General features: G+C 69.3%; 14 protein-coding genes. 8 read left to right on the top strand and 6 right to left on the bottom strand.

The genetic code is table 11. The features are described 5' to 3' along the window. Positions 1 to 11: 11 nt before the first annotated feature. Genes ABD683_RS02820 through ABD683_RS02795 form a run of 6 tightly spaced genes read left to right on the top strand, consistent with a single transcriptional unit; the run spans position 12 to position 9,798 of the window. A complete protein-coding gene (locus tag ABD683_RS02820) occupies positions 12 to 3,215 on the top strand; it encodes an ATP-dependent helicase (protein WP_344767108.1) in 3,204 nt (1,067 codons plus the stop codon). After that, positions 3,212 to 6,346, top strand: a complete 3,135-nt coding sequence (locus ABD683_RS02815) for an ATP-dependent helicase (protein WP_344767106.1) — start codon at positions 3,212 to 3,214, stop codon at positions 6,344 to 6,346. Before ABD683_RS02820 ends, ABD683_RS02815 begins: the two co-directional genes overlap by 4 nt. 4 nt (positions 6,347 to 6,350) lie before the next feature. Beyond that, entirely contained in the window at positions 6,351 to 7,220 is an 870-nt protein-coding gene (nudC, locus tag ABD683_RS02810; protein WP_344767104.1) for an NAD(+) diphosphatase, read from the top strand. 34 nt (positions 7,221 to 7,254) lie between these two features. After that, the gene (locus tag ABD683_RS02805; RefSeq protein ID WP_344767102.1) at positions 7,255 to 8,220 is read left to right on the top strand and encodes an ATP-binding cassette domain-containing protein; all 966 of its coding nucleotides are present in this window, start codon (positions 7,255 to 7,257) and stop codon (positions 8,218 to 8,220) included. Continuing rightward, a complete protein-coding gene (locus ABD683_RS02800; RefSeq protein ID WP_344767100.1) occupies positions 8,217 to 9,023 on the top strand; it encodes an ABC transporter permease in 807 nt (268 codons plus the stop codon). The genes ABD683_RS02805 and ABD683_RS02800 overlap by 4 nt, the downstream gene beginning before the upstream one ends. Positions 9,024 to 9,027: 4 nt before the next feature. Beyond that, complete coding sequence (locus ABD683_RS02795) at positions 9,028 to 9,798, top strand: MerR family transcriptional regulator (RefSeq protein ID WP_344767098.1); 771 nt, start codon at positions 9,028 to 9,030, stop codon at positions 9,796 to 9,798. Between the two features lies 1 nt (position 9,799). On the opposite strand, the gene ABD683_RS02790 is transcribed toward ABD683_RS02795, so the two are convergent. Beyond that, complete coding sequence (locus ABD683_RS02790) at positions 9,800 to 10,042, bottom strand: mycoredoxin (protein ID WP_344767096.1); 243 nt, start codon at positions 10,040 to 10,042, stop codon at positions 9,800 to 9,802. A 73-nt stretch (positions 10,043 to 10,115) separates the two neighbouring features. On the opposite strand from ABD683_RS02790, the gene ABD683_RS02785 reads away from it, so the two are divergent. Then, the gene (locus tag ABD683_RS02785; protein ID WP_344767094.1) at positions 10,116 to 12,176 is read left to right on the top strand and encodes an ATP-dependent DNA helicase UvrD2; all 2,061 of its coding nucleotides are present in this window, start codon (positions 10,116 to 10,118) and stop codon (positions 12,174 to 12,176) included. Positions 12,177 to 12,302: 126 nt separating this feature from the next. Here ABD683_RS02785 and ABD683_RS02780 read toward each other — a convergent pair whose 3' ends face one another. The 3 genes from ABD683_RS02780 to ABD683_RS02770 form a co-directional block, all read right to left on the bottom strand. Next, the gene (locus ABD683_RS02780; RefSeq protein ID WP_344767092.1) at positions 12,303 to 13,637 is read right to left on the bottom strand and encodes an ABC1 kinase family protein; all 1,335 of its coding nucleotides are present in this window, start codon (positions 13,635 to 13,637) and stop codon (positions 12,303 to 12,305) included. A 43-nt stretch (positions 13,638 to 13,680) separates the two neighbouring features. Next, the gene (locus ABD683_RS02775) at positions 13,681 to 14,568 is read right to left on the bottom strand and encodes a hypothetical protein (protein ID WP_344767090.1); all 888 of its coding nucleotides are present in this window, start codon (positions 14,566 to 14,568) and stop codon (positions 13,681 to 13,683) included. A 120-nt stretch (positions 14,569 to 14,688) separates the two neighbouring features. Then, the gene (locus tag ABD683_RS02770) at positions 14,689 to 14,847 is read right to left on the bottom strand and encodes a DUF5679 domain-containing protein (protein WP_309967837.1); all 159 of its coding nucleotides are present in this window, start codon (positions 14,845 to 14,847) and stop codon (positions 14,689 to 14,691) included. 454 nt (positions 14,848 to 15,301) lie between these two features. Here ABD683_RS02770 and ABD683_RS02765 point away from each other — a divergent pair, with 454 nt between their 5' ends. After that, a complete protein-coding gene (locus tag ABD683_RS02765) occupies positions 15,302 to 15,793 on the top strand; it encodes a M48 metallopeptidase family protein (RefSeq protein WP_344767089.1) in 492 nt (163 codons plus the stop codon). Here the strand turns inward: ABD683_RS02765 and ABD683_RS02760 are convergent. Next, positions 15,753 to 16,307: an NUDIX hydrolase gene (locus tag ABD683_RS02760; protein ID WP_344767088.1), complete on the bottom strand. Its 555-nt coding sequence runs from the start codon at positions 16,305 to 16,307 to the stop codon at positions 15,753 to 15,755. The genes ABD683_RS02765 and ABD683_RS02760 overlap by 41 nt on opposite strands. Continuing rightward, positions 16,304 to 17,590 (bottom strand): zinc-dependent metalloprotease, encoded by a 1,287-nt coding sequence (locus ABD683_RS02755; RefSeq protein ID WP_344767087.1) that lies wholly within the window; start codon positions 17,588 to 17,590, stop codon positions 16,304 to 16,306. Before ABD683_RS02755 ends, ABD683_RS02760 begins: the two co-directional genes overlap by 4 nt. Positions 17,591 to 17,639 lie beyond the last annotated feature (49 nt).

The raw sequence follows: 17,639 nt of genomic DNA, 5'->3' as shown, positions 1-17,639 counted from the left end.
GGATGGGGCTCATGCCCGTCGAGTACCAGCTGGATCAGCCTGTCGCCGCGCGGCTCGCTCCTCCCGATCTCGATGAGGAGCAGCGCGCGGTCATCGAGCATCCCGGCGGTCCGCTGCTGGTGCTCGCCGGCCCCGGCACGGGCAAGACCACCACGCTGGTCGAGCTGGTCGTCGACCGGGTCGAGAACGCCGGGCTGAGGCCCGAAGAGATCCTCGTCCTCACCTTCAGCCGCAAGGCCGCCGACGAGATTCGGTCCCGCATCGCCCGGCGGCTCGACCGTACGACGGCGGCGTCGCCGACGATGACGTTCCACTCCTTCTGCTATGCGATGCTGCGGCGGGAGCAGTCAGAGGCCGAGTACGGCACGCCGATCCGGCTGCTGAGCGCCCCGGAGCAGGACGCCGCGATCGCCGAGATGCTGGCAGGCGCAGACGCCGAGGTGTGGCCGACGGGACTGCGCCAGGCGCTGCGTACGCGCGGCATGGCCAGCGAGCTGCAGCGGCTGATGTCGACGGCACGCGCCCAGGGCATGGACGCGCTCGACCTCGAACGGCTCGGTGGCGCGGTCGACCGTGACGACTGGGAGGCAGCCGGCCGATTCTTCGACGAATACACCGCGGTCGCGGCGCTGCAAAACACGATCGACTACACCGACCTGGTGTTCCAGGCCGTACGCCTGCTCGACGACCCGGCGACCCGGCAGCGCTGGCGAGACCGCTTCAAGCTCGTGGTGGTCGATGAATACCAAGACACCGACCCGCTCCAGGTCAAGCTGCTCGAAGGGCTCGCCGGCGACGCCCGCGACCTCGTCGTCGTGGGCGATCCCTACCAGTCGATCTACGGGTTCCGTGGCACCGACGTGCACGGGATCCTCGAGTTCACCGAGCGCTTCGGGGCGCCTTCGATCGTGCTGCGGCACACCAACCGCTACGGCTCGGCGATCGGTGCGGCGGTGCGGTCGATCGTGCACAACCGCGGAGCCCTGGGTGCCGTCGACGGCCCACAGTACGAAGCGCTGCGTTCGCCGGCCTCGCGGTCCGACGAGCCCGGCACGGTCGAGGTGCGGACCTATGCGTCGCCGACCGCTGAGGCCGAGCACATCGCACTCGCCCTGCGCGAGGCACACCTGCACGACGAGGTGCCGTGGCGCGAGATGGCGGTGCTCGTACGTTCCGCTGCGCACCTCGGACGCCTGCAGCGCGCCCTGACCACGGCCGGTGTCCCGGTGGAGGTCGCGGGTGACGAGGTGCCGCTCGCGCTGGAGCCGAGCGTACGAGCGCTGCTCTCCGCCCTGCATGCCGCCGACGACCTGCACGCCGGGCGTCCGATCGAGCCTGACGCCGCGGCGTCACTGCTGACCGGTCCGCTCGGCGGGCTCGACACCGGGTCGCTGCGGCGGCTCGGCCGAGCCCTGCGCCGTCACGAGGGTGATCACCCGCGGCCGTCTCGCATCCTCGTCGCGGAGGCGCTGGCAGACCCCGCGCTGCTGGCGACGCTCGGTCGACCCGGCAACCCCGAGGGCGACGCGGTGGCTGCCGGAGCCCGCCTGGCCACGCTGCTCCGCACGGCAGCCGACCAGATCACCGCCGGCGAGGCCGCCGAGCAGGTCATGTGGACGCTCTGGGACGGCACCGACTGGCCGCAGCGGCTCCAGGCGACGGCCGAGGCCGGTGGTGACGGATCGACCCAGGCCGACCACGACCTCGACGCGATGTGCGCGCTGTTCGCCGAGGCCGCCCGCGCCGAGGAGCAGCAGGGTCACCGCTCGGTCGTCGACGTCGTGGCTTCGCTCGAGAGCCAGCAGATCCCGGGCGACACGTTGTCGCAGCGCGGAGGTGCCGGCCCGGCGGTCCAGCTGATGACGGCGCACCGGTCCAAGGGTCTGGAGTGGCAGCTCGTGGTCGTCGCCGGCGTACAGGATGGCGAGTGGCCCGACGTGCGGTGGCGCAGCAGCCTCCTGCAGCTCGACCGGCTGTCACCCGAGGGCATACAACCGCCGACCTCCGCGCGCGCCGCGATAGCCGAGGAGCGACGCCTCTTCTACGTCGCGTGCAGCCGAGCTCGCTCGCGCCTCGTCGTCACGGCGGTCGCCGCCGGCAGCGAGGAAGGCGAGCAGCCGTCCCGCTTCGTGGCTGAGCTCCACGCTCATGTGACCGGCTCACCGGACCGTTCGTTGCCGGTGCCCCTGCGCCGACCTTCTCGTGGGCTGTCCCTGCGCGGTGCCGTGGCGGAGCTGCGACGGATCGGCGAGAGCACGGACTCTGCGACCGTACGTGCACGGGCTGCCTCGCTGCTCGCCCAGCTGATGCGGCATCCCGCGGCTCGCGGGGCCGACCCGGAGCGGTGGTGGGGACTTCGCGACGTCACGGTCGCACCCGAGCCGATCCGCGATCCCGCCGAGCCGCTCCCGCTGTCGGGCAGCACGGTCGAAAAGATCGTGTCGTGCCCGCTGAGCTGGTTCCTCGGCCATGAGGCCAAGGGCGGACGCGGCACGACGACGGCGCAGGGATTTGGGTCGATCGTCCACGCGATCGCCTCGGAGGTCGTGCAGGGCGACCTCGAGGCCGATCCGGCCGCGCTGGCCGTGCACCTCGACGACGTGTGGGGCCAGCTCGAGTTCGCGGCCGGTTGGATCGGCACCCGTGAGCACGCCGCGGCGGTCACCGCGATCGAGCGGTTCTGCACGTGGCACGAGACGCACGGTCGCGAGGTCGTCGCGTCCGAGCACGAGTTCACGATCACCCACGAGGTCGACGGGCTCACCGTCACCCTCAACGGCTCGATGGACCGCGTCGAGGTCGACGTCGACGGCGTGCACGTGATCGACCTCAAGACCATGAAGAACCCGGCCACCGACAAGGACGTCACCACCAACGCGCAGCTCGGGTTCTACCAGCTTGCGGTCGACCTGGGGGCGACCGACGATGTCGCCGAGGGTCTGAAGTCGGCCGGGGCCGAGCTCGTCCAGCTCCGCACCGACGACAAGCGGGCACCCGGTCTCCCCAAGGTCCAGCCCCAGCCCGCTCCGGTCGAGGGTGAGCCGTTCTTCGCCGTCGACAACCTGCGCCGTTCGGTGCACGCGATCGCCGACGAGTCGTTCCCGGCGACCAAGTCCGACTCGGCCTGCCAGTACTGCGAGTTCAAGCGGGTCTGCCCCGCGTACGACGAGGGCCAGACGATCCTCACCCGTCCGACTGGTGGTGATCCCGTATGAGTCTCGTCCGCGATGAGCAGCACCTTCGCGAGCTGCTTCGCATCGACTACACGCCGGCGCAGATGGCGGCGATCACCGCGAGCCTCGACCAGCCGACGGCGATCATCGCTGGTGCCGGCTCGGGCAAGACCACCGTCATGGCTGCCCGGGTCGTGTGGCTGGTCGGACATCTTGGCGTTGCTCCCGAGAAGGTGCTCGGCCTGACGTTCACCAACAAGGCCGCGGCGCAGCTCGGGCAGAAGGTGCGGGCTGATCTGGAGCGGCTCGGCATGGAGTTCGACGGCGAGCCGACGACCTCGACCTATCACGCATTTGCCGGCCAGCTGATCGCCGAGCACGGGCTTCGTCTCGGCATCGAGCCCGATCTGCGCCTCGTCGCCGACGCGTCGCGTTTCCAGCGCATGGCCAAGGCGATCGAGTCATACGGCGGAGAGCTGCAGCAGTTGTCGACCCACATCCCGTCGATCGTCAGCCAGGCCATCGCGCTTGACGGCCAGCTGGCCGAGCACCTCGTCACGCCACACGAGCTGCGCGCGCACGACGAGGCCCTGATCGCCGAGTGGGAGGCTGCCGGTGACAAGCCGCCGACGCTGCTGCGTGACGCCGCCGAGAAGGCCCGCAAGCGCATCGAGCTGAGCCACCTGGTCGACCGCTACCGCCAGGCCAAGGCCGACGCCGGGGTCATGGACTTCTCCGACCAGATGGCATGGGGAGCCCGGCTCGCCGCGCTGCCCGAGGTCGGCGAGGTGCTGCGCGAGCGGTTCGGTGTCGTGCTCCTCGACGAATACCAGGACACCTCGGTGGCCCAGCGCGACCTGCTGCGGGCGCTGTTCAGCGGGCCTGACGCCGAGCACGGGCGTGGGCACGCCGTCACGGCAGTCGGCGATCCAGCCCAGGCGATCTACGGCTGGCGCGGCGCCGCGGCCGGCAACCTCGCCCAGTTCCTCGACGACTTCCCGGCACGTGACGGTTCTCGAGGTGAGCTGTTCTCCCTCGTCGAGACCCGCCGCTGCGCCAAGCCGATCATCGATGCGGCCAACTCGCTCGCCGCCGACTTCTATGCCACCTCGTCGGTCGTCCAGCCGCTGCAGTCGGCCGTCACCGAGCCGGGCACGGTCGACGTCGCGCTCTACGGGACGGTCGGGGAGGAGATCGACGCGCTGATCGAGGCGATCAAGGCCGATCCTGCGCCCCTGCGCGATACCGCGATCCTGGTGCGCATCGGCCGCGAGAACGGCGCGATCGTCCAGGCACTGCGGGCCGCCGGCATACCGTTCGAGATCGTGGGCCTCGAGGGTCTGCTGTCACAGCCTGAGGTGCTCGACCTGCTGGCCGTGCTCGAGGTCGTCAACGATGTCACGGCCAACCCGGCGATGCTGCGTCTGCTGACGGGGCCGCGGTGGCGCATCGGTGCCCGCGACCTCGCGCTGCTCGGTCGTCGGGCGTCGACGCTGAGTGGACGTACGTTCGGCCGCTCGACCGAGAAGTCGTTGGAGTCTGAGCTCAAGAAGGCCGTCGAGGGCACCGATCCGACCGAGATCGTCGCGCTCGCCGACGCCGTCGACGATCCGGGAGACCTGGCCTACTCGCCCGAGGCGTTGCAGCGATTCGGCGAGATCTCGCAGCTCATCGCGTCCGTACGCCGGCATGCCAGCGAGCCGCTGCTCGAGCTGGCGCGCCGGGCAATCCGTGCCCTCGATCTCGACCTGGAGCTCGAAGCCGGAGCCATCACGGGTGGTGCCGACAACATCGCGCTGTTCCTCGAGGCGATCTCCGACTACGCGCAGTCCGACCGCTATGCGTCCCTGTCCGGGCTCGTCGCCTACCTCGCCGCCGAGGACTTCTACAACGAAGGCATGTCCGTCGCGACTCCCTCGGACGCAGACTCGGTCAAGCTGCTGACGATCCACCGGTCCAAGGGTCTGGAGTGGCACAGCGTCTACGTGCCCCTGACCTCGCGGACGATCTTCCCGTCCGCGCGAGGTCGTGGCCGCTGGACAAGCAACGCACAGACCCTGCCCAACGCGCTGCGCGGCGACCGCGACAGCCTTCCGGCGCTGACTGGCTGGTCGCCGGCGGAGGCCAAGGCGTTCACTGCCGCCGACAAGTTCGACGCGCAGATGGAGGAGCGTCGGCTTGGCTATGTCGCCTACACCCGCGCGGCCCGCCGCCTCGTGGTGTCGGGTCACATCTGGGGCCGCACCCAGCAGAAGCCGCTCGGTGCGTCCGAATACCTCGTCGCCACCCGTGACTGGCTCGCGGAGCAGGGGCGTCAGCCTGTGCACTGGGCCGACCCGCCGCCGGACGAGGCGACCAATCCACACTTTGTCGACGTCGACGGCATCGCCTGGCCGGCAGCCGGACCAGAACTCGCCGGCCGGCGGGCGCTCGCCGATGACGTGCGCGCCGCCGCTGCCGGCAACCTCGCGATGCCCGACGACGATGTGTCGCCCGAGCACGGGCGCATCGATGAGCTGGAGGCCGACATCGAGCTCCTCCTCGCCGAGGCAGACGAGGCCGAGAGCCCGCTCAAGACCGTGCCCTGGCCCACGTCGATGTCCGCGACCACGGCCATGGCGCTGCAGGACAACCCTGCAGAATTCACCAGGTCGTTGGCCCGCCCGATGCCGCGTCGACCGTCCGGCGCCGCGCGATTCGGCACCCGCTTCCATGCCTGGGTGGAGGCACACTTCTCCCAGGCGCTCGGCGGCCAGCAGACGCTTCTCGATCCCACCGACCTGCCGGGTCGCGGAGATGTCGGCATTGGCTCCGACGATGAGCTCGAGGAGGTCAAGGCCGCGTTCCTCGCCGGCCCCTACGCCGACCTCACGCCGGTGCAGATCGAGGCGCCGTTCTCGCTCGTGCTGGGCGGTCAGCAGTTCATCGGCCGCATCGATGCCGTGTTCTCCTCGGCGCCGGGCGCGTACGAGGTCGTCGACTGGAAGACCAACAGGCAGGCCGGCGCCGATCCGCTGCAGCTCGCGATCTACCGCCTTGCCTGGGCCGAGCTGATGGGCGTCGACCCATCGGCCGTCACGGGGTCGTTCTACTACGCCCGGCTTGGTGAGGTGAAGCGCTACGACGACCTGCCCGGGCGTGACGAGCTCGAAGAACTGCTCGGACTAGCCTGACGTCGTGGACTACGCCTTCGATCACACCCAGCACGACCGCACCGCCCATCTTCGCAAGGATGACGCCTGGCGCAAGGTCGAGGAGCCGATCCGGGTGATGGTGATCGGCGGCGAGCACGTCGCCACCGAAGGCGGGCAGGGCATCAGATGGATCACCTTCGATGACGCGCCCGAGGGCGACTGGATCTACCTCGGCACCAAGGATGGTGTGCACCATGCAGCCGTCGTTGTCGACGGACGCGTACCCAAGGAGCTCGAGCCCGTCAGCCTGCGCGTCCTCGGACCGACGATCGCACCCGACGAGGCGTCGCTCGCCGTACACGCCATCGGTATCTCCCGGTGGCACGAGACACACACGTTCTGCGCCAAGTGCGGGCAGCCGACCGAGCCGGCCGAGTCCGGCCACACCCGGGTCTGCCCGGCCTGCGGCGCACACCATTTCCCCCGCACGGATCCGGCCGTCATCATGCTCATCACCGACGAGGACGACCGAGCGCTGCTCGGCCGTCAGCCGGTGTGGCCCGAGGGCCGGTTCTCCACGCTTGCCGGGTTCGTCGAGCCGGGGGAGACCCTCGACGATGCCGTGCGCCGCGAGGTCATGGAGGAGGTCGGCATCGAGGTCGGCGAGGTCACGTACGCCGGCAGCCAGCCCTGGCCGTTCCCGTCGAGCCTGATGCTCGGATTCTTCGGCAAGGCGCTCAGCACCGACATCACGGTCGACCAGAACGAGATCGCCGAGGCGCGCTGGTTCACCCGCGAGGAGGTCACCGAGATGACCGCTGCGGCAGATCTCCTGCTGCCGCCGAACGTGTCGATCTCCCGGTGGCTGCTCCAGGAATGGCACGGAGGCACCATTCACGGAAAATGGGCTTGACCCTGACGTAGCGTCAACCTTGCAGAGTGGATCCATGACCACTTCTGCACCGGCGATCCACGTCGCCGACCTCCACAAGTCATTCGGTGACCACGCCGTGCTCCAGGGACTCAGCCTGACGGTTCCTGTGGGCACGGTCTACGCCTTGCTGGGACCCAACGGTGCCGGCAAGACCACGGCCGTACGCATCCTCACGACACTGATCAGTGGCGACGATGGAACCGCGACGGTCCTCGGCCACGATGTCGGCGCCGATCCCGAGGCGGTCCGCCTCAGGATCGGCGTCACCGGCCAGTTCTCAGCGATCGACGAGCTGCTCACGGGACGCGAGAACCTCCAGCTGATGGCCGACCTCAACCACCTTCCGCGAAGCCGGGGCCGAGCACGCGCGCAGGAGCTGCTCGAGCGCTTCGACCTGGTCGGCGCGGCGGATCGCAGCTCGGCGACGTACTCGGGCGGCATGAAGCGCCGCCTCGACCTCGCCATGACCTTGGTGTCCTCTCCGGACCTGATCTTCCTCGACGAGCCGAGCACGGGTCTCGACCCGCGAAGTCGTCGCGAGCTGTGGCAGATCATCCGCGAGCTCATCGACGAGGGCACGACCATCTTCCTCACGACGCAGTACCTCGAGGAGGCCGACCAGCTGGCCCACACGGTGGGCGTCCTCGACGGCGGCACGCTGGTCGCCGAGGGCACACCGGCCGAGCTCAAGCGTCAGGTCCCGGGCGGTCTGGTCGAGGTCTCGTACGCCGATCCGGTCGCACTGACCAAGGCTGCTGCCGAGATCGAGGGCGCCACGGCGGACCTCGATGCGCTCACCTTGAGCGTCCCGCACGACGGCTCACTCGACTCGCTCCAGCAGCTGGTCGGCCGGCTCGACAAGGTCGCCGTGACCGGCTTGGAGGTCCACACGCCGGACCTTGACGACGTCTTCCTGGCGCTGACCGGCCACAGCGCCGAGCCGGCAGACACCGCAGACAACGAAGGAGAAGCACGATGAGCACCGCCACGTACACCAACTCCGGCCCCAACGCCGTGCGCGACAGCATGACCATGCTCAAGCGCAACCTGCTCCAGATGGTTCGCTACAAGTCGCTGACCCTGATGCTGATCGCGCAGCCGCTGATCTTCCTGCTGCTGTTCGTGTACGTCTTCGGCGGCACGATGGGCGCCGGTCTCCCGGGCGGCGACAACCGCGGCGACTACCTCGTCTACATCATGCCCGCGATCGTGGTCATGACCGTGGTGTCGGTCTCGCTGAGCACGGCGTACACGATCGCACTCGACATGGAGAAGGGCATCGTCGACAGGTTCCGGACCATGGCGATCTCGAAGTCGGCGGTCCTCACCGGCCGCGTGCTCGGGGCGATGGTCTTCACCGCCATCGCGTTCGTCGTGGTCCTCGCCGTCGCCGTGCTGCTCGGCTACCGACCCGACGGGACGCCAGCGAGCTGGCTCGGCGTGATCGGCCTCGTCGGTCTGATGACGCTGGCACTCACCTGGGCCACGGTGGCGCTCGGACTGTCGGCACCGAATGCCGAGACGGCCAGCAACACCCCGATGCCGCTGATGTTCCTGCCCTTCCTGTCGAGCGGCTTCGTGCCGACCGACTCGATGCCCGCGGGGCTGCGTTGGTTCGCCGAGTACCAGCCGTTCACGCCCATGATCGACACGCTCCGCGCGTGGTTGTCGGGTGCCGATGCCGGCAACGACGCCTGGCTGGCGATCGGCTGGTGCCTCCTGATCGGCGTCGCCTGCTACCTGTGGGCGCGCTCGCTGTTCACCAAGGTGCGGGCAAACTGAGTCCATGTTGACGATCGGCGAGCTGGCGTCATACGCCGGCGTCACGGTTCGGGCAGTGCGCCACTACCACCAGGTGGGGCTGCTGCCCGAGCCCGAGCGCGACCACTCCGGCTATCGGCGATACGGGTCGTTGGCCGTGGTCGAGCTGACCAAGATCCGCACCCTCGCCGAAGCAGGCGTACCTCTGTCGAGGATCGCCGAGCTGCTCGGGGCCGACGAGGAGACGTTCCGCGAGGCGGTCAAGGAGATCGACAAGACGCTCCGGGCAGAGATTCAGCGGCTGCAGGCCAACCGCAAGCAGATCGCCCAGCTCGCGGCAGGCGACAGCCTCGTCGTACCACCCGAGGTCGTCGCTTACCTCGACCGGCTGCGAGAGCTTGGGGTGTCGGAGCGGATGATCGACGGCGAACGCGACGGGTGGATCCTCGTTGCGGCTCGCTGGCCCGACCGGATCGCCGAATGGATGCCCGAGAAGTTCGCCGAGCTTGAGAACCCGGTGATAGTCCGGCTCTATCGGGTCCTTGGAGACGCCATCGAGGCGAGCTTGGACGACCCGATCCTGGAGGAAGCCGCCGACATCATGGTCGAGCTGGCCGAGCAGGCGGCTGCACGCGGCGATCTGGACAACCAGGACGAGGCCTTCGACGACCAGCCGTTCATCGATCTGCTCGATGGGCTCGTCGTCGAATCCGCTCCGCAGGGCGAGCGATTGCTGGAGCTGATGCGCGAACGGGGCTGGACCGGCTGGACCAAGCTCGAGCGCACCGATTCGTGAACTAGGAGGCCAATTGGGCTTTGACCTGCGCCACGGACGGGTTGGTCAGCGCGGTGCCGTCGGTGAAGACCAGCGTCGGGACCGTCTGGTTGCCGTTGTTGGCCTGCTCCACGATGAACGCGGCATCGGGTACGGCCTCGATGTCGACCTCGTCGAACTCGATTCCCTCACGCTGGAGCTGGCCCTTGAGGCGATGGCAGTAGCCACACCACGGCGTGGAATAGAGCGTGAACGTGCTCGACATGTTGTGTCTCCTCGGGCGACTAGTCTTCATTGTCTCAACACTGAGGTCATTCACCGCATTCCCGAGGAGAGCCTTGCCTGACGCCGACGACCTGCTCACCGGCCTCGACCCCGAGCAGCGCGATGTGGCCCGTGCCCTGCGTGGCCCGGTCAGCGTGATCGCGGGTGCCGGCACCGGCAAGACCAGGGCGATCACGCATCGCATGGCCTACGGCGTGGCCACGGGTGTCTACAAGCCGACCGAGGTCCTCGCCGTGACGTTCACGACGCGAGCCGCGGGAGAGATGCGTACACGCCTGCGCGCCCTGGGTGCCGAGGGGGTCCAGGCCCGGACGTTCCACTCGGCGGCGCTGCGACAGGCGCAATACTTCTGGCCGCACGTCTACGGCGGCCCGTTCCCCGAGATCGTGAAGTCCAAGTTCCCGCTCGTCGCCGACGCGCTTCGCCGCCTCGGCCGTCGCGGCGACACCCCGCTGCTGCGCGACCTGTCGTCGGAGATCGAGTGGGCCAAGGTCAGCAACATCTCCCCGTCGGCCTACGCCGCCAAGGCGGGAGCTGCCCGCCGCGAGGTGGCCGACCTCGACCACGAGGAGGTCGCCAACATCCTGTCGGCCTACGAGGAGGCCAAGCGTGAGCGCGGCCGCATCGACATGGAAGACATCCTCCTCGTGACGGCTGCGATCCTGGCCGACGACGAGCGCATCGCGGCGCAGGTGCGCAGCCAGTACCGCTGGTTCGTCGTCGACGAGTTCCAGGACGTCAACCCGCTCCAGTCGACGCTGCTCGATCTCTGGCTCGGCGGGCGCAACGACATCTGCGTCGTCGGTGATCCCCGCCAGACGATCTACTCGTTCGCCGGTGCCTCACCGCAGATCCTCGCGTCCTTCGCACGCCGGCACGAGGGCGCTGAGCGCTACGAGCTCGTTCGCAACTACCGCTCGACGCCGCAGATCGTCTCGGCCGCCAACGCCGTGTTCTCCAAGGCAGGCAGCGCCGACGCCGGCGTACGCCTGCAGTCGCAGCAGGAGCCCGGCAACCCCGTGTCCTATGTCGGCTATCCCGACGAGCAGGCCGAGGCCGCGGCGGTCGCCGGCGAGATCGCGCTGCTGCACCGGCGCGGGGTGCCCTACAAGGAGATGGCGATCCTGTTTCGCATCAACGCGCAGTCGGAGACGTTCGAGGAGGCGCTCGGCGAGCATGGCGTGCCCTACACGTTGCGCGGTGTCGAGGGCTTCTTCCACCGCGCCGAGGTGCGCCAGGCCATCACCCTGCTGCGCGGGGCCGCCCGTGGCGGCGAGGGCGGTGGCCGGCTCGACGACACTGACTTGGTCAGTGAGGTGCGCGCCGTGCTGTCGAGCATGGGCCACACCGACCAGCCGCCACATGCACCTGGTGCCGTGCGCGATCGCTGGGAGTCGCTGCACCGCATCGTCTCGATGGCCGGCGACCTGGCCGACACTGACGCCAACGCCGACATGACGGTTCTGGTGGCCGACCTCGATCGCCGGGCCGAGCACGCCGACGCGCCTGCCGCCGACGGAGTCACCCTGGCGACGTTGCACTCGGCCAAGGGTCTGGAGTGGGACGCCGTGTTCTGTGTCGGCATGCACGAGGGGATGATGCCGAGCGTCCACGCCGACACGCCTGCAGCGATCGAGGAGGAGCGCCGGCTCTTCTACGTCGGCCTGACCCGTGCCCGCAACGACCTGATGATCTCGTGGGCCACGACCCGCCGGCGTGGTGGTCGCGGCAACCGCGGCCCGACGCGGTTCCTCGACCCGTTGCTGCCGGCGAGCCACGAGGCGCGGCAGACCGCCGACCAGCCGCGTGACCGCAAGGTCAAGAAGTGCCGGGTGTGCAACACCGTGCTCGCGGTGGCCGACCGCAAGCTCGGCCGCTGCGCCGACTGCCCGCCGACCTACGACGAGGAGCTCTACGAGCGACTGCGTGCCTGGCGCACCACAGAGGCGACGCAGCAGGCCAAGCCCGCCTACGTGATCTTCACCGACGCGACGCTGCAGTCGATCGCCGAGGCCAAGCCGACCAACGAGCATGACCTCGCCGCGGTCCCCGGCATCGGTCCCGCCAAGCTGGAGAAGTACGCCGAGTCCGTATTGGCCCTGGTCCAGGAATAGTCGGTTCCGAGGGAGGCCGCCTGCGGCTGACCGGGAGCAGCTCTGCGAGCGAAGGACGACCTTCCTGGCACCTTCGGCGCGACACGCTCACCCTGCCTTCGCACGCGCCTGCAGGGCTCGCTTGGCTCAGGCAAATCCCGGTAGCGATTCTTCGAGTATTGCCCGGAACGGCGCGGTTGCCCCGAGCTGGCTGAGCACGCCGATGCCGCCGAACCACACCCGGTGGATCAGCAGGTACTGCGGCGGCAGGTTGATCTTCATCGCCGTGCCCATGCCCTCGGCGGTAGGGGCGCTGACGCGCTGCATCTGGGCTCGCATCCAGTCGCGGTTGAACGAGAAGGTCTCCGTACGGGCTGGTTCGGTGAACGGGCCGATGTAGCGCGCGATCGTGTCGGCGTCGAGGTTGACGCCCTTCTTGAGGAAGCCCTCCTCGCGGAGTCCGTCGGCGACGCTCTCGTAGTCGCCGTCCACCGCGAACCGCAGCAGGCGGCCCATCGACAACGGCAGACCTTCGGGGAGGCGGGCGACGGCACCGAAGTCGACGACGCCGAGACGGCCGTCGGCCATGATGCGGAAGTTACCGGGGTGCGGGTCGGCGTGCAGCATGCCCGCACGCTCGGGACCGGCGAACAGGAAACGTACGTACGCCTCGCCGTAGCGATCGCGCTCCTCCTGCGTGCCCTTCGTGATGATCTGCGCCAGCGACGAGTCGCTCTCGAGCCAGGCCGAGACCAGGGCGTGCTCAGTGTGGGCGATCGGCTCGGGGATGACGACCTCGGGATCGTCGGCGAACGCGCCAGCGAAGACGCTCTGCGCTCCGGCCTCGAGCGAGTAGTCGAGCTCTTCGGCGACACGTTCCTGCAGCTCGGCGATCAGCGGCTTCACGTCGAGCGCCGGGGCGAGGATGCCGAACAGGCGAGCCATGCGACCGATCTGGCGCAGGTCGGCCGTCAGCGCCTTGGCGGCACCGGGGTACTGCAGCTTGACCGCCACCTGGGTCCCGTCGTGCCAGGTGGCACGGTGCACCTGGCCGATCGAGGCGGAGGCCGCGGGGGAGTCGCCGAACGTCGGGAACTGCTCGCGCCAGTCCTCGCCGAACTCCTCGGCCATGACCCGGTGCACGACGCCGGGAGGCATCGGCGGCGCGGAGTCCTGGAGCTTGGTCAGGGTCTCGCGATAGGGGCCGATCAGCTCGTCGGGCAGTGCCGCCTCGAAGATGCTCATGGCCTGGCCGAACTTCATGGCGCCACCCTTGAGCTGGCCCAGCACCGTGAAGATCTGGTCGGCCGTACGCCGCTGCACCTCGTCGAGCACGCCCTGCGCGGGTGCGCCGACGATCCGCTTGCCGACGCCGAGTGTCGTACGACCCGCGAAACCGATCGGCAGCGACGCGAGCCGGGCCGTGCGTGCGAACGCGCTGCCGCTCAGCGGCCGCCCCTCAGGCTTCTCGTCGTCTGCCACCGGGTCAGGATAGTCGGGAGGGCGTGAACTGCCCTGCGGATTGTCACGCGGCGCTGAGCAGGTCACAGGCGCACGCGTGGTGGAACGCGAGCGGCCAGGCGCTCCGCTCGTCGTGGCGCGGGCCGATGGCGAGGAGCTGGCCCGTGGTCCTGCCGGCCGTGCCGTCGCAGTAGGCCAGCACCTCGACGGCCAGCTCGAGCGCCGCAGCGTGCACCGTCACGGCGTCGAGGGCGGGTGGGGTCAGGACTCCCGTGTGCCGCCCGAGCTGCGGAAGGAGGGCGGGCCATGCCGGATCCCAGTCGGTGCGGTGGAGGTCGTGGCAGCCGACGCACGGTGTCAGCCCAGGGCGTACGAGCGGTCCGAGGCGTACGCGGTCCTCGTCGATCACGACCACCAGGTGGTCGAGTCCGGTGCTGGTGGGGCGCTCGAACACGGTGCGCGACGGCTCGCCGCACGTCGCGATGACGAGCAGGTGGGGATCGGTGGCATCGAGATCGCGCACGCCGGACGCGGAGAGCACCTCACGGGCGGTGTCGACGACGGGCAGCGCCGCGGCACCGGCGTGGAACGCGACGCGGAGATCGGACCGTCGTACGAGCCGAGCGGGGTCGCCGGCGCTGAGATCGGCGTGCCGCGCTTCGGCGTCCAGCCCGCGGCGGCGAGGCGCGCTCCAGCGCGTGGAGTCGAAGACGACGCCGATGGCGAGGAGCTCACGCATCAGCGCAGGCACGTCGCAGTCGAGCTCGGGGATGGTGTCGCGGGCGTGTGCCTGGAGCCGCTCGACGTCGCGCGTGCCGTCGAGCAGCCTCAGCAGTGCCATCAGACCGGGCCGGTCAGCCAGCACGACGCCGGGGGAGGTGCCGACCTGCAGGCTCGTGGCGTCGCGACGCAGCAGCGGTGCGCCGGGTCGGAGTGCTGGCCGAAAGCTCATGCCGTCAGCGTGACGCCCGACGGCCGAGGCGACCAGCGGAGCATCCACAACGGGTGGGACCCAATAAAGGCGACCCGCGGTGCGGGTCGCCTTTATTGAAGTTCGGGGAAGGTGTGGGACTCAGGCCTTGCCGAGAATCCGGTTGAGCTTCGTGCCACAGACCGGGCAGATGCCCTTGGCCATACGAGTGCCCTTGTCACTGACGTGGACCTCGCCTGACGTCTCGCGCTTTTCCTTGCACTTGACGCAGTAGAAATCGCCACTCCATGTTTCTGACATTGCGGCCTCCTTGCCGTTGTGTTGCTAGTCACCCTGAGCGTACGCGTGACAGGCGTGATTCACGCTCAGCTGAGCGTAAAACGCCCCGGCGAGTTGCACGGGGCAAAAACGGCCCCAACGACCCGTGATCCGCCTCCGAACACGAAAAGAGGCCCTCGGCGGAGTGTGCCTTCCCCTGCGCACCCTGCCGAGAGCCTCGATTGGCGATGACGCTAGGTCTGGAGGAAGCCCGCGGTCAAGCAAAATCGGGACACTGTTGTCCACGCCTGTGGATAACGATGGGGACAAGTTGTGGGGATCGCCGGGGGACCATGTGGACATGCCTGGGGGCGTCGGTGCACAACCTGTGCGCAGCCGTCGCGGCATCGAGTCGCGAGGCCGTGATGACCTGCAAAAACGCGTGGCGAGCCGTGTGGACAGAAAAAATGTCGAGTCCTCCCGATAGATTCTCCGCATGGGCGAGGTGGAGATCCGTCGCAGCCGGCGCCGCAAGCGGACCGTCAGCGCGCATCGCGAAGGTGACAAGACGATCGTGCTCGTGCCGGCACACCTCACGGCGGCACAGGAGGCCGAGGCCGTACGCTCGCTGGTCCAGCGCCTCGACCGTCGGGACAAGCGTGCACGCCCCAGCGACGACGAGCTGATGGCGCGTGCCGCACAGCTGTCCCGCACCTGGCTCGGTGGCTCGGCCGAGCCGTTGACCGTGCGCTGGGTGTCCAACCAGAACGCGCGATGGGGGTCGTGCAGCAGCGCCGACCGCAGCATCCGGCTGTCCGACCGGCTCAAGGGGATGCCGTCCTACGTCGTCGACTACGTCCTGCTGCACGAGCTGGCCCACCTGATCGAGCCCAATCACAGCAAGCGGTTCTGGGCTCTGGTCGACCAGTACCCCGAGGCGACGAAGGCTAAGGGGTTCCTCGAAGGCGTGTCTTGGACGCAGCGATGAGCGCCCGTACGGAGTGATCCGTGCCGTCGGGCAGCTCGTCGACGGCAAACCACTCCAGGGCGTCCGACTCCTCGCTGATCACGTGCGTCGCCCCGGCCGGTGCGACCGCGACGTACTGCACGTCGAGATGGTGCGACGGCCGGATCGGGCCGCAGCGCGGCACCTCGTGGCGTGACAGCAGCACCGGGACGGGGTCGATCGTCAGCCCGGGGATGCCGCTCTCCTCGTGTGCCTCGCGCAGTGCTGCTGCCGACATGCTCTCGTCCTCGGGGTCGCAGTGCCCGCCGGTCTGCAGCCAACGCTTGATGACGTGGTGCAACGTGAGGAGCACCTGCGCGTGGTCGGCCGAGAAGATCAGTGCGCTCGCCGTCAGGTGGTCTGGGTGGCACTCACGACTCAAGGCATCGGTGTGTGCGTCGAGATGGGCGAGGTAGGTGACCCGGAGGTGTTCCTGCTCGTCGTCGGGTGCCGCCCAGTGCGCGAGCACGTTCCGGGCATCGGCGTGCAACGTCACTCGTCGCCGGTGTCGCCGTCGAGCAGCTCGCCGAGCGCTGCGTCCCAGGCGTCGTCGGTGGCCGCGTCAGTCTCGCCCTGGGCGAAGCCGAGCGGGTCGTCGAGGTCAGCGGAGGTCGGCATGAGGTCGGGGTGGCTCCACGGCGCGTCGCGTTGGTCCGCGCCCTTGCGGTCGCGCAACGCGGCCCACAACGTCGCCGCCTCACGGAGCTTGCGCGGACGCAGCTCGAGGCCGACCAGCGAGGCGAACGTCTGCTCGGCAGGACCACCGGCACCGCGGCGTCGGCGCATGGCCTCGGCGAGAGGCGCGGCGGCGGGCATACGGTCCTTGGTCGCCTGGGCCACGACCTCGTCGACCCAGCCCTCGATCAGCGCGAGCAACGTCTCGAGGCGCTCGAGGGCCTTGAGCTGCTCAGGGGTGTTCTCGGGCTCGAACAGTCCGCCGCTCATCGCCTCCTGGATCGCCTCGGGCCGCGAGGGGTCGATGTCACGGATCTGGGCCTCGATCGCCGACACGTCGATGCGGGTGCCACGGCCGAACTCCTCGATGGCGCCGACCAGCGCCGGGCGCAGCCACGTGGCGTGCTGGAAGAGACGGTGGTGGGCGCACTCGCGGAGCACGACGTACAGGAGCACGTCGGACGCCGGGTGCTCGAGGCCCTCACCGAACGCGTTGATGCCCTCGGGCAGCACGGCGGCGACCTTCTCGGGTCCGAGTGGCAGGCCGATGTCGGTCGATGACATCACCTCGACGGCGAGTCCACCGAGCGCCTGGCCGACCTGCTGGCCGAACATCGCGCCGCCGGCCTGCGACAGCATGCCCATCAGGGGGCCCGCCATCGCCTTGGCCTCCTCGGGGAGTGCGTCGGCCATGGCCTTGACGACGTGGTCGGCGATCGGCTCGACCAGCGTCTGCCACGTGCCGGAGGTCGCCTCGATCCACTCGGCGCGGCTCCACGCGGTCGACGTCGTGGCACCGGCCGGGATGCTCGTGGCGGAGTCGAGCCACGACTCGGCGAGGCGTACGGCATCATCCACGGCGCCCTGCTGGGCGGCGTTGGGAGCCGGGTCGGGGCCGGCGGCCGCGGCGGCGTGCCGGGCGACGTCCTTGGCGAGATCGAAGTTGACGCTGCCCTCGTGCGGGGCGAACATCTTCTGCATCTGCCCCATGATCTGGTTCATGTCGACCTGGCCTCCGGCGAAAGCGCCGAAGATCTGCTCCATGGGCGTACCCGCGAACGGGTTCTGGGGCTCGTTGGCGTCGTCGTTGTCGTCCTCGGGCATACGTCAACAGTAGCCACCGAAGCGTCGTACTCCACACAATCGGTGTTCG

It is taken from the genome of Aeromicrobium panaciterrae (assembly GCF_039537165.1).
In the GTDB taxonomy this organism is placed as follows: Bacteria; Actinomycetota; Actinomycetes; order Propionibacteriales; family Nocardioidaceae; genus Aeromicrobium; species Aeromicrobium panaciterrae.
This window is presented reverse-complemented; position numbering and strand designations above follow the sequence as displayed.

Coding starts and splice junctions, on each gene's coding strand:
- ABD683_RS02770 (WP_309967837.1), bottom strand. CDS start 14,847: ATGTCAGAAACATGGAGTGGCGATTTCTACTGCGTCAAGTGCAAGGAA.
- ABD683_RS02815 (WP_344767106.1), top strand. CDS start 3,212: ATGAGTCTCGTCCGCGATGAGCAGCACCTTCGCGAGCTGCTTCGCATC.
- ABD683_RS02800 (WP_344767100.1), top strand. CDS start 8,217: ATGAGCACCGCCACGTACACCAACTCCGGCCCCAACGCCGTGCGCGAC.
- ABD683_RS02820 (WP_344767108.1), top strand. CDS start 12: ATGCCCGTCGAGTACCAGCTGGATCAGCCTGTCGCCGCGCGGCTCGCT.
- ABD683_RS02795 (WP_344767098.1), top strand. CDS start 9,028: ATGTTGACGATCGGCGAGCTGGCGTCATACGCCGGCGTCACGGTTCGG.
- ABD683_RS02755 (WP_344767087.1), bottom strand. CDS start 17,590: ATGCCCGAGGACGACAACGACGACGCCAACGAGCCCCAGAACCCGTTC.
- ABD683_RS02790 (WP_344767096.1), bottom strand. CDS start 10,042: ATGTCGAGCACGTTCACGCTCTATTCCACGCCGTGGTGTGGCTACTGC.
- ABD683_RS02775 (WP_344767090.1), bottom strand. CDS start 14,568: ATGAGCTTTCGGCCAGCACTCCGACCCGGCGCACCGCTGCTGCGTCGC.
- ABD683_RS02765 (WP_344767089.1), top strand. CDS start 15,302: ATGGGCGAGGTGGAGATCCGTCGCAGCCGGCGCCGCAAGCGGACCGTC.
- ABD683_RS02805 (WP_344767102.1), top strand. CDS start 7,255: ATGACCACTTCTGCACCGGCGATCCACGTCGCCGACCTCCACAAGTCA.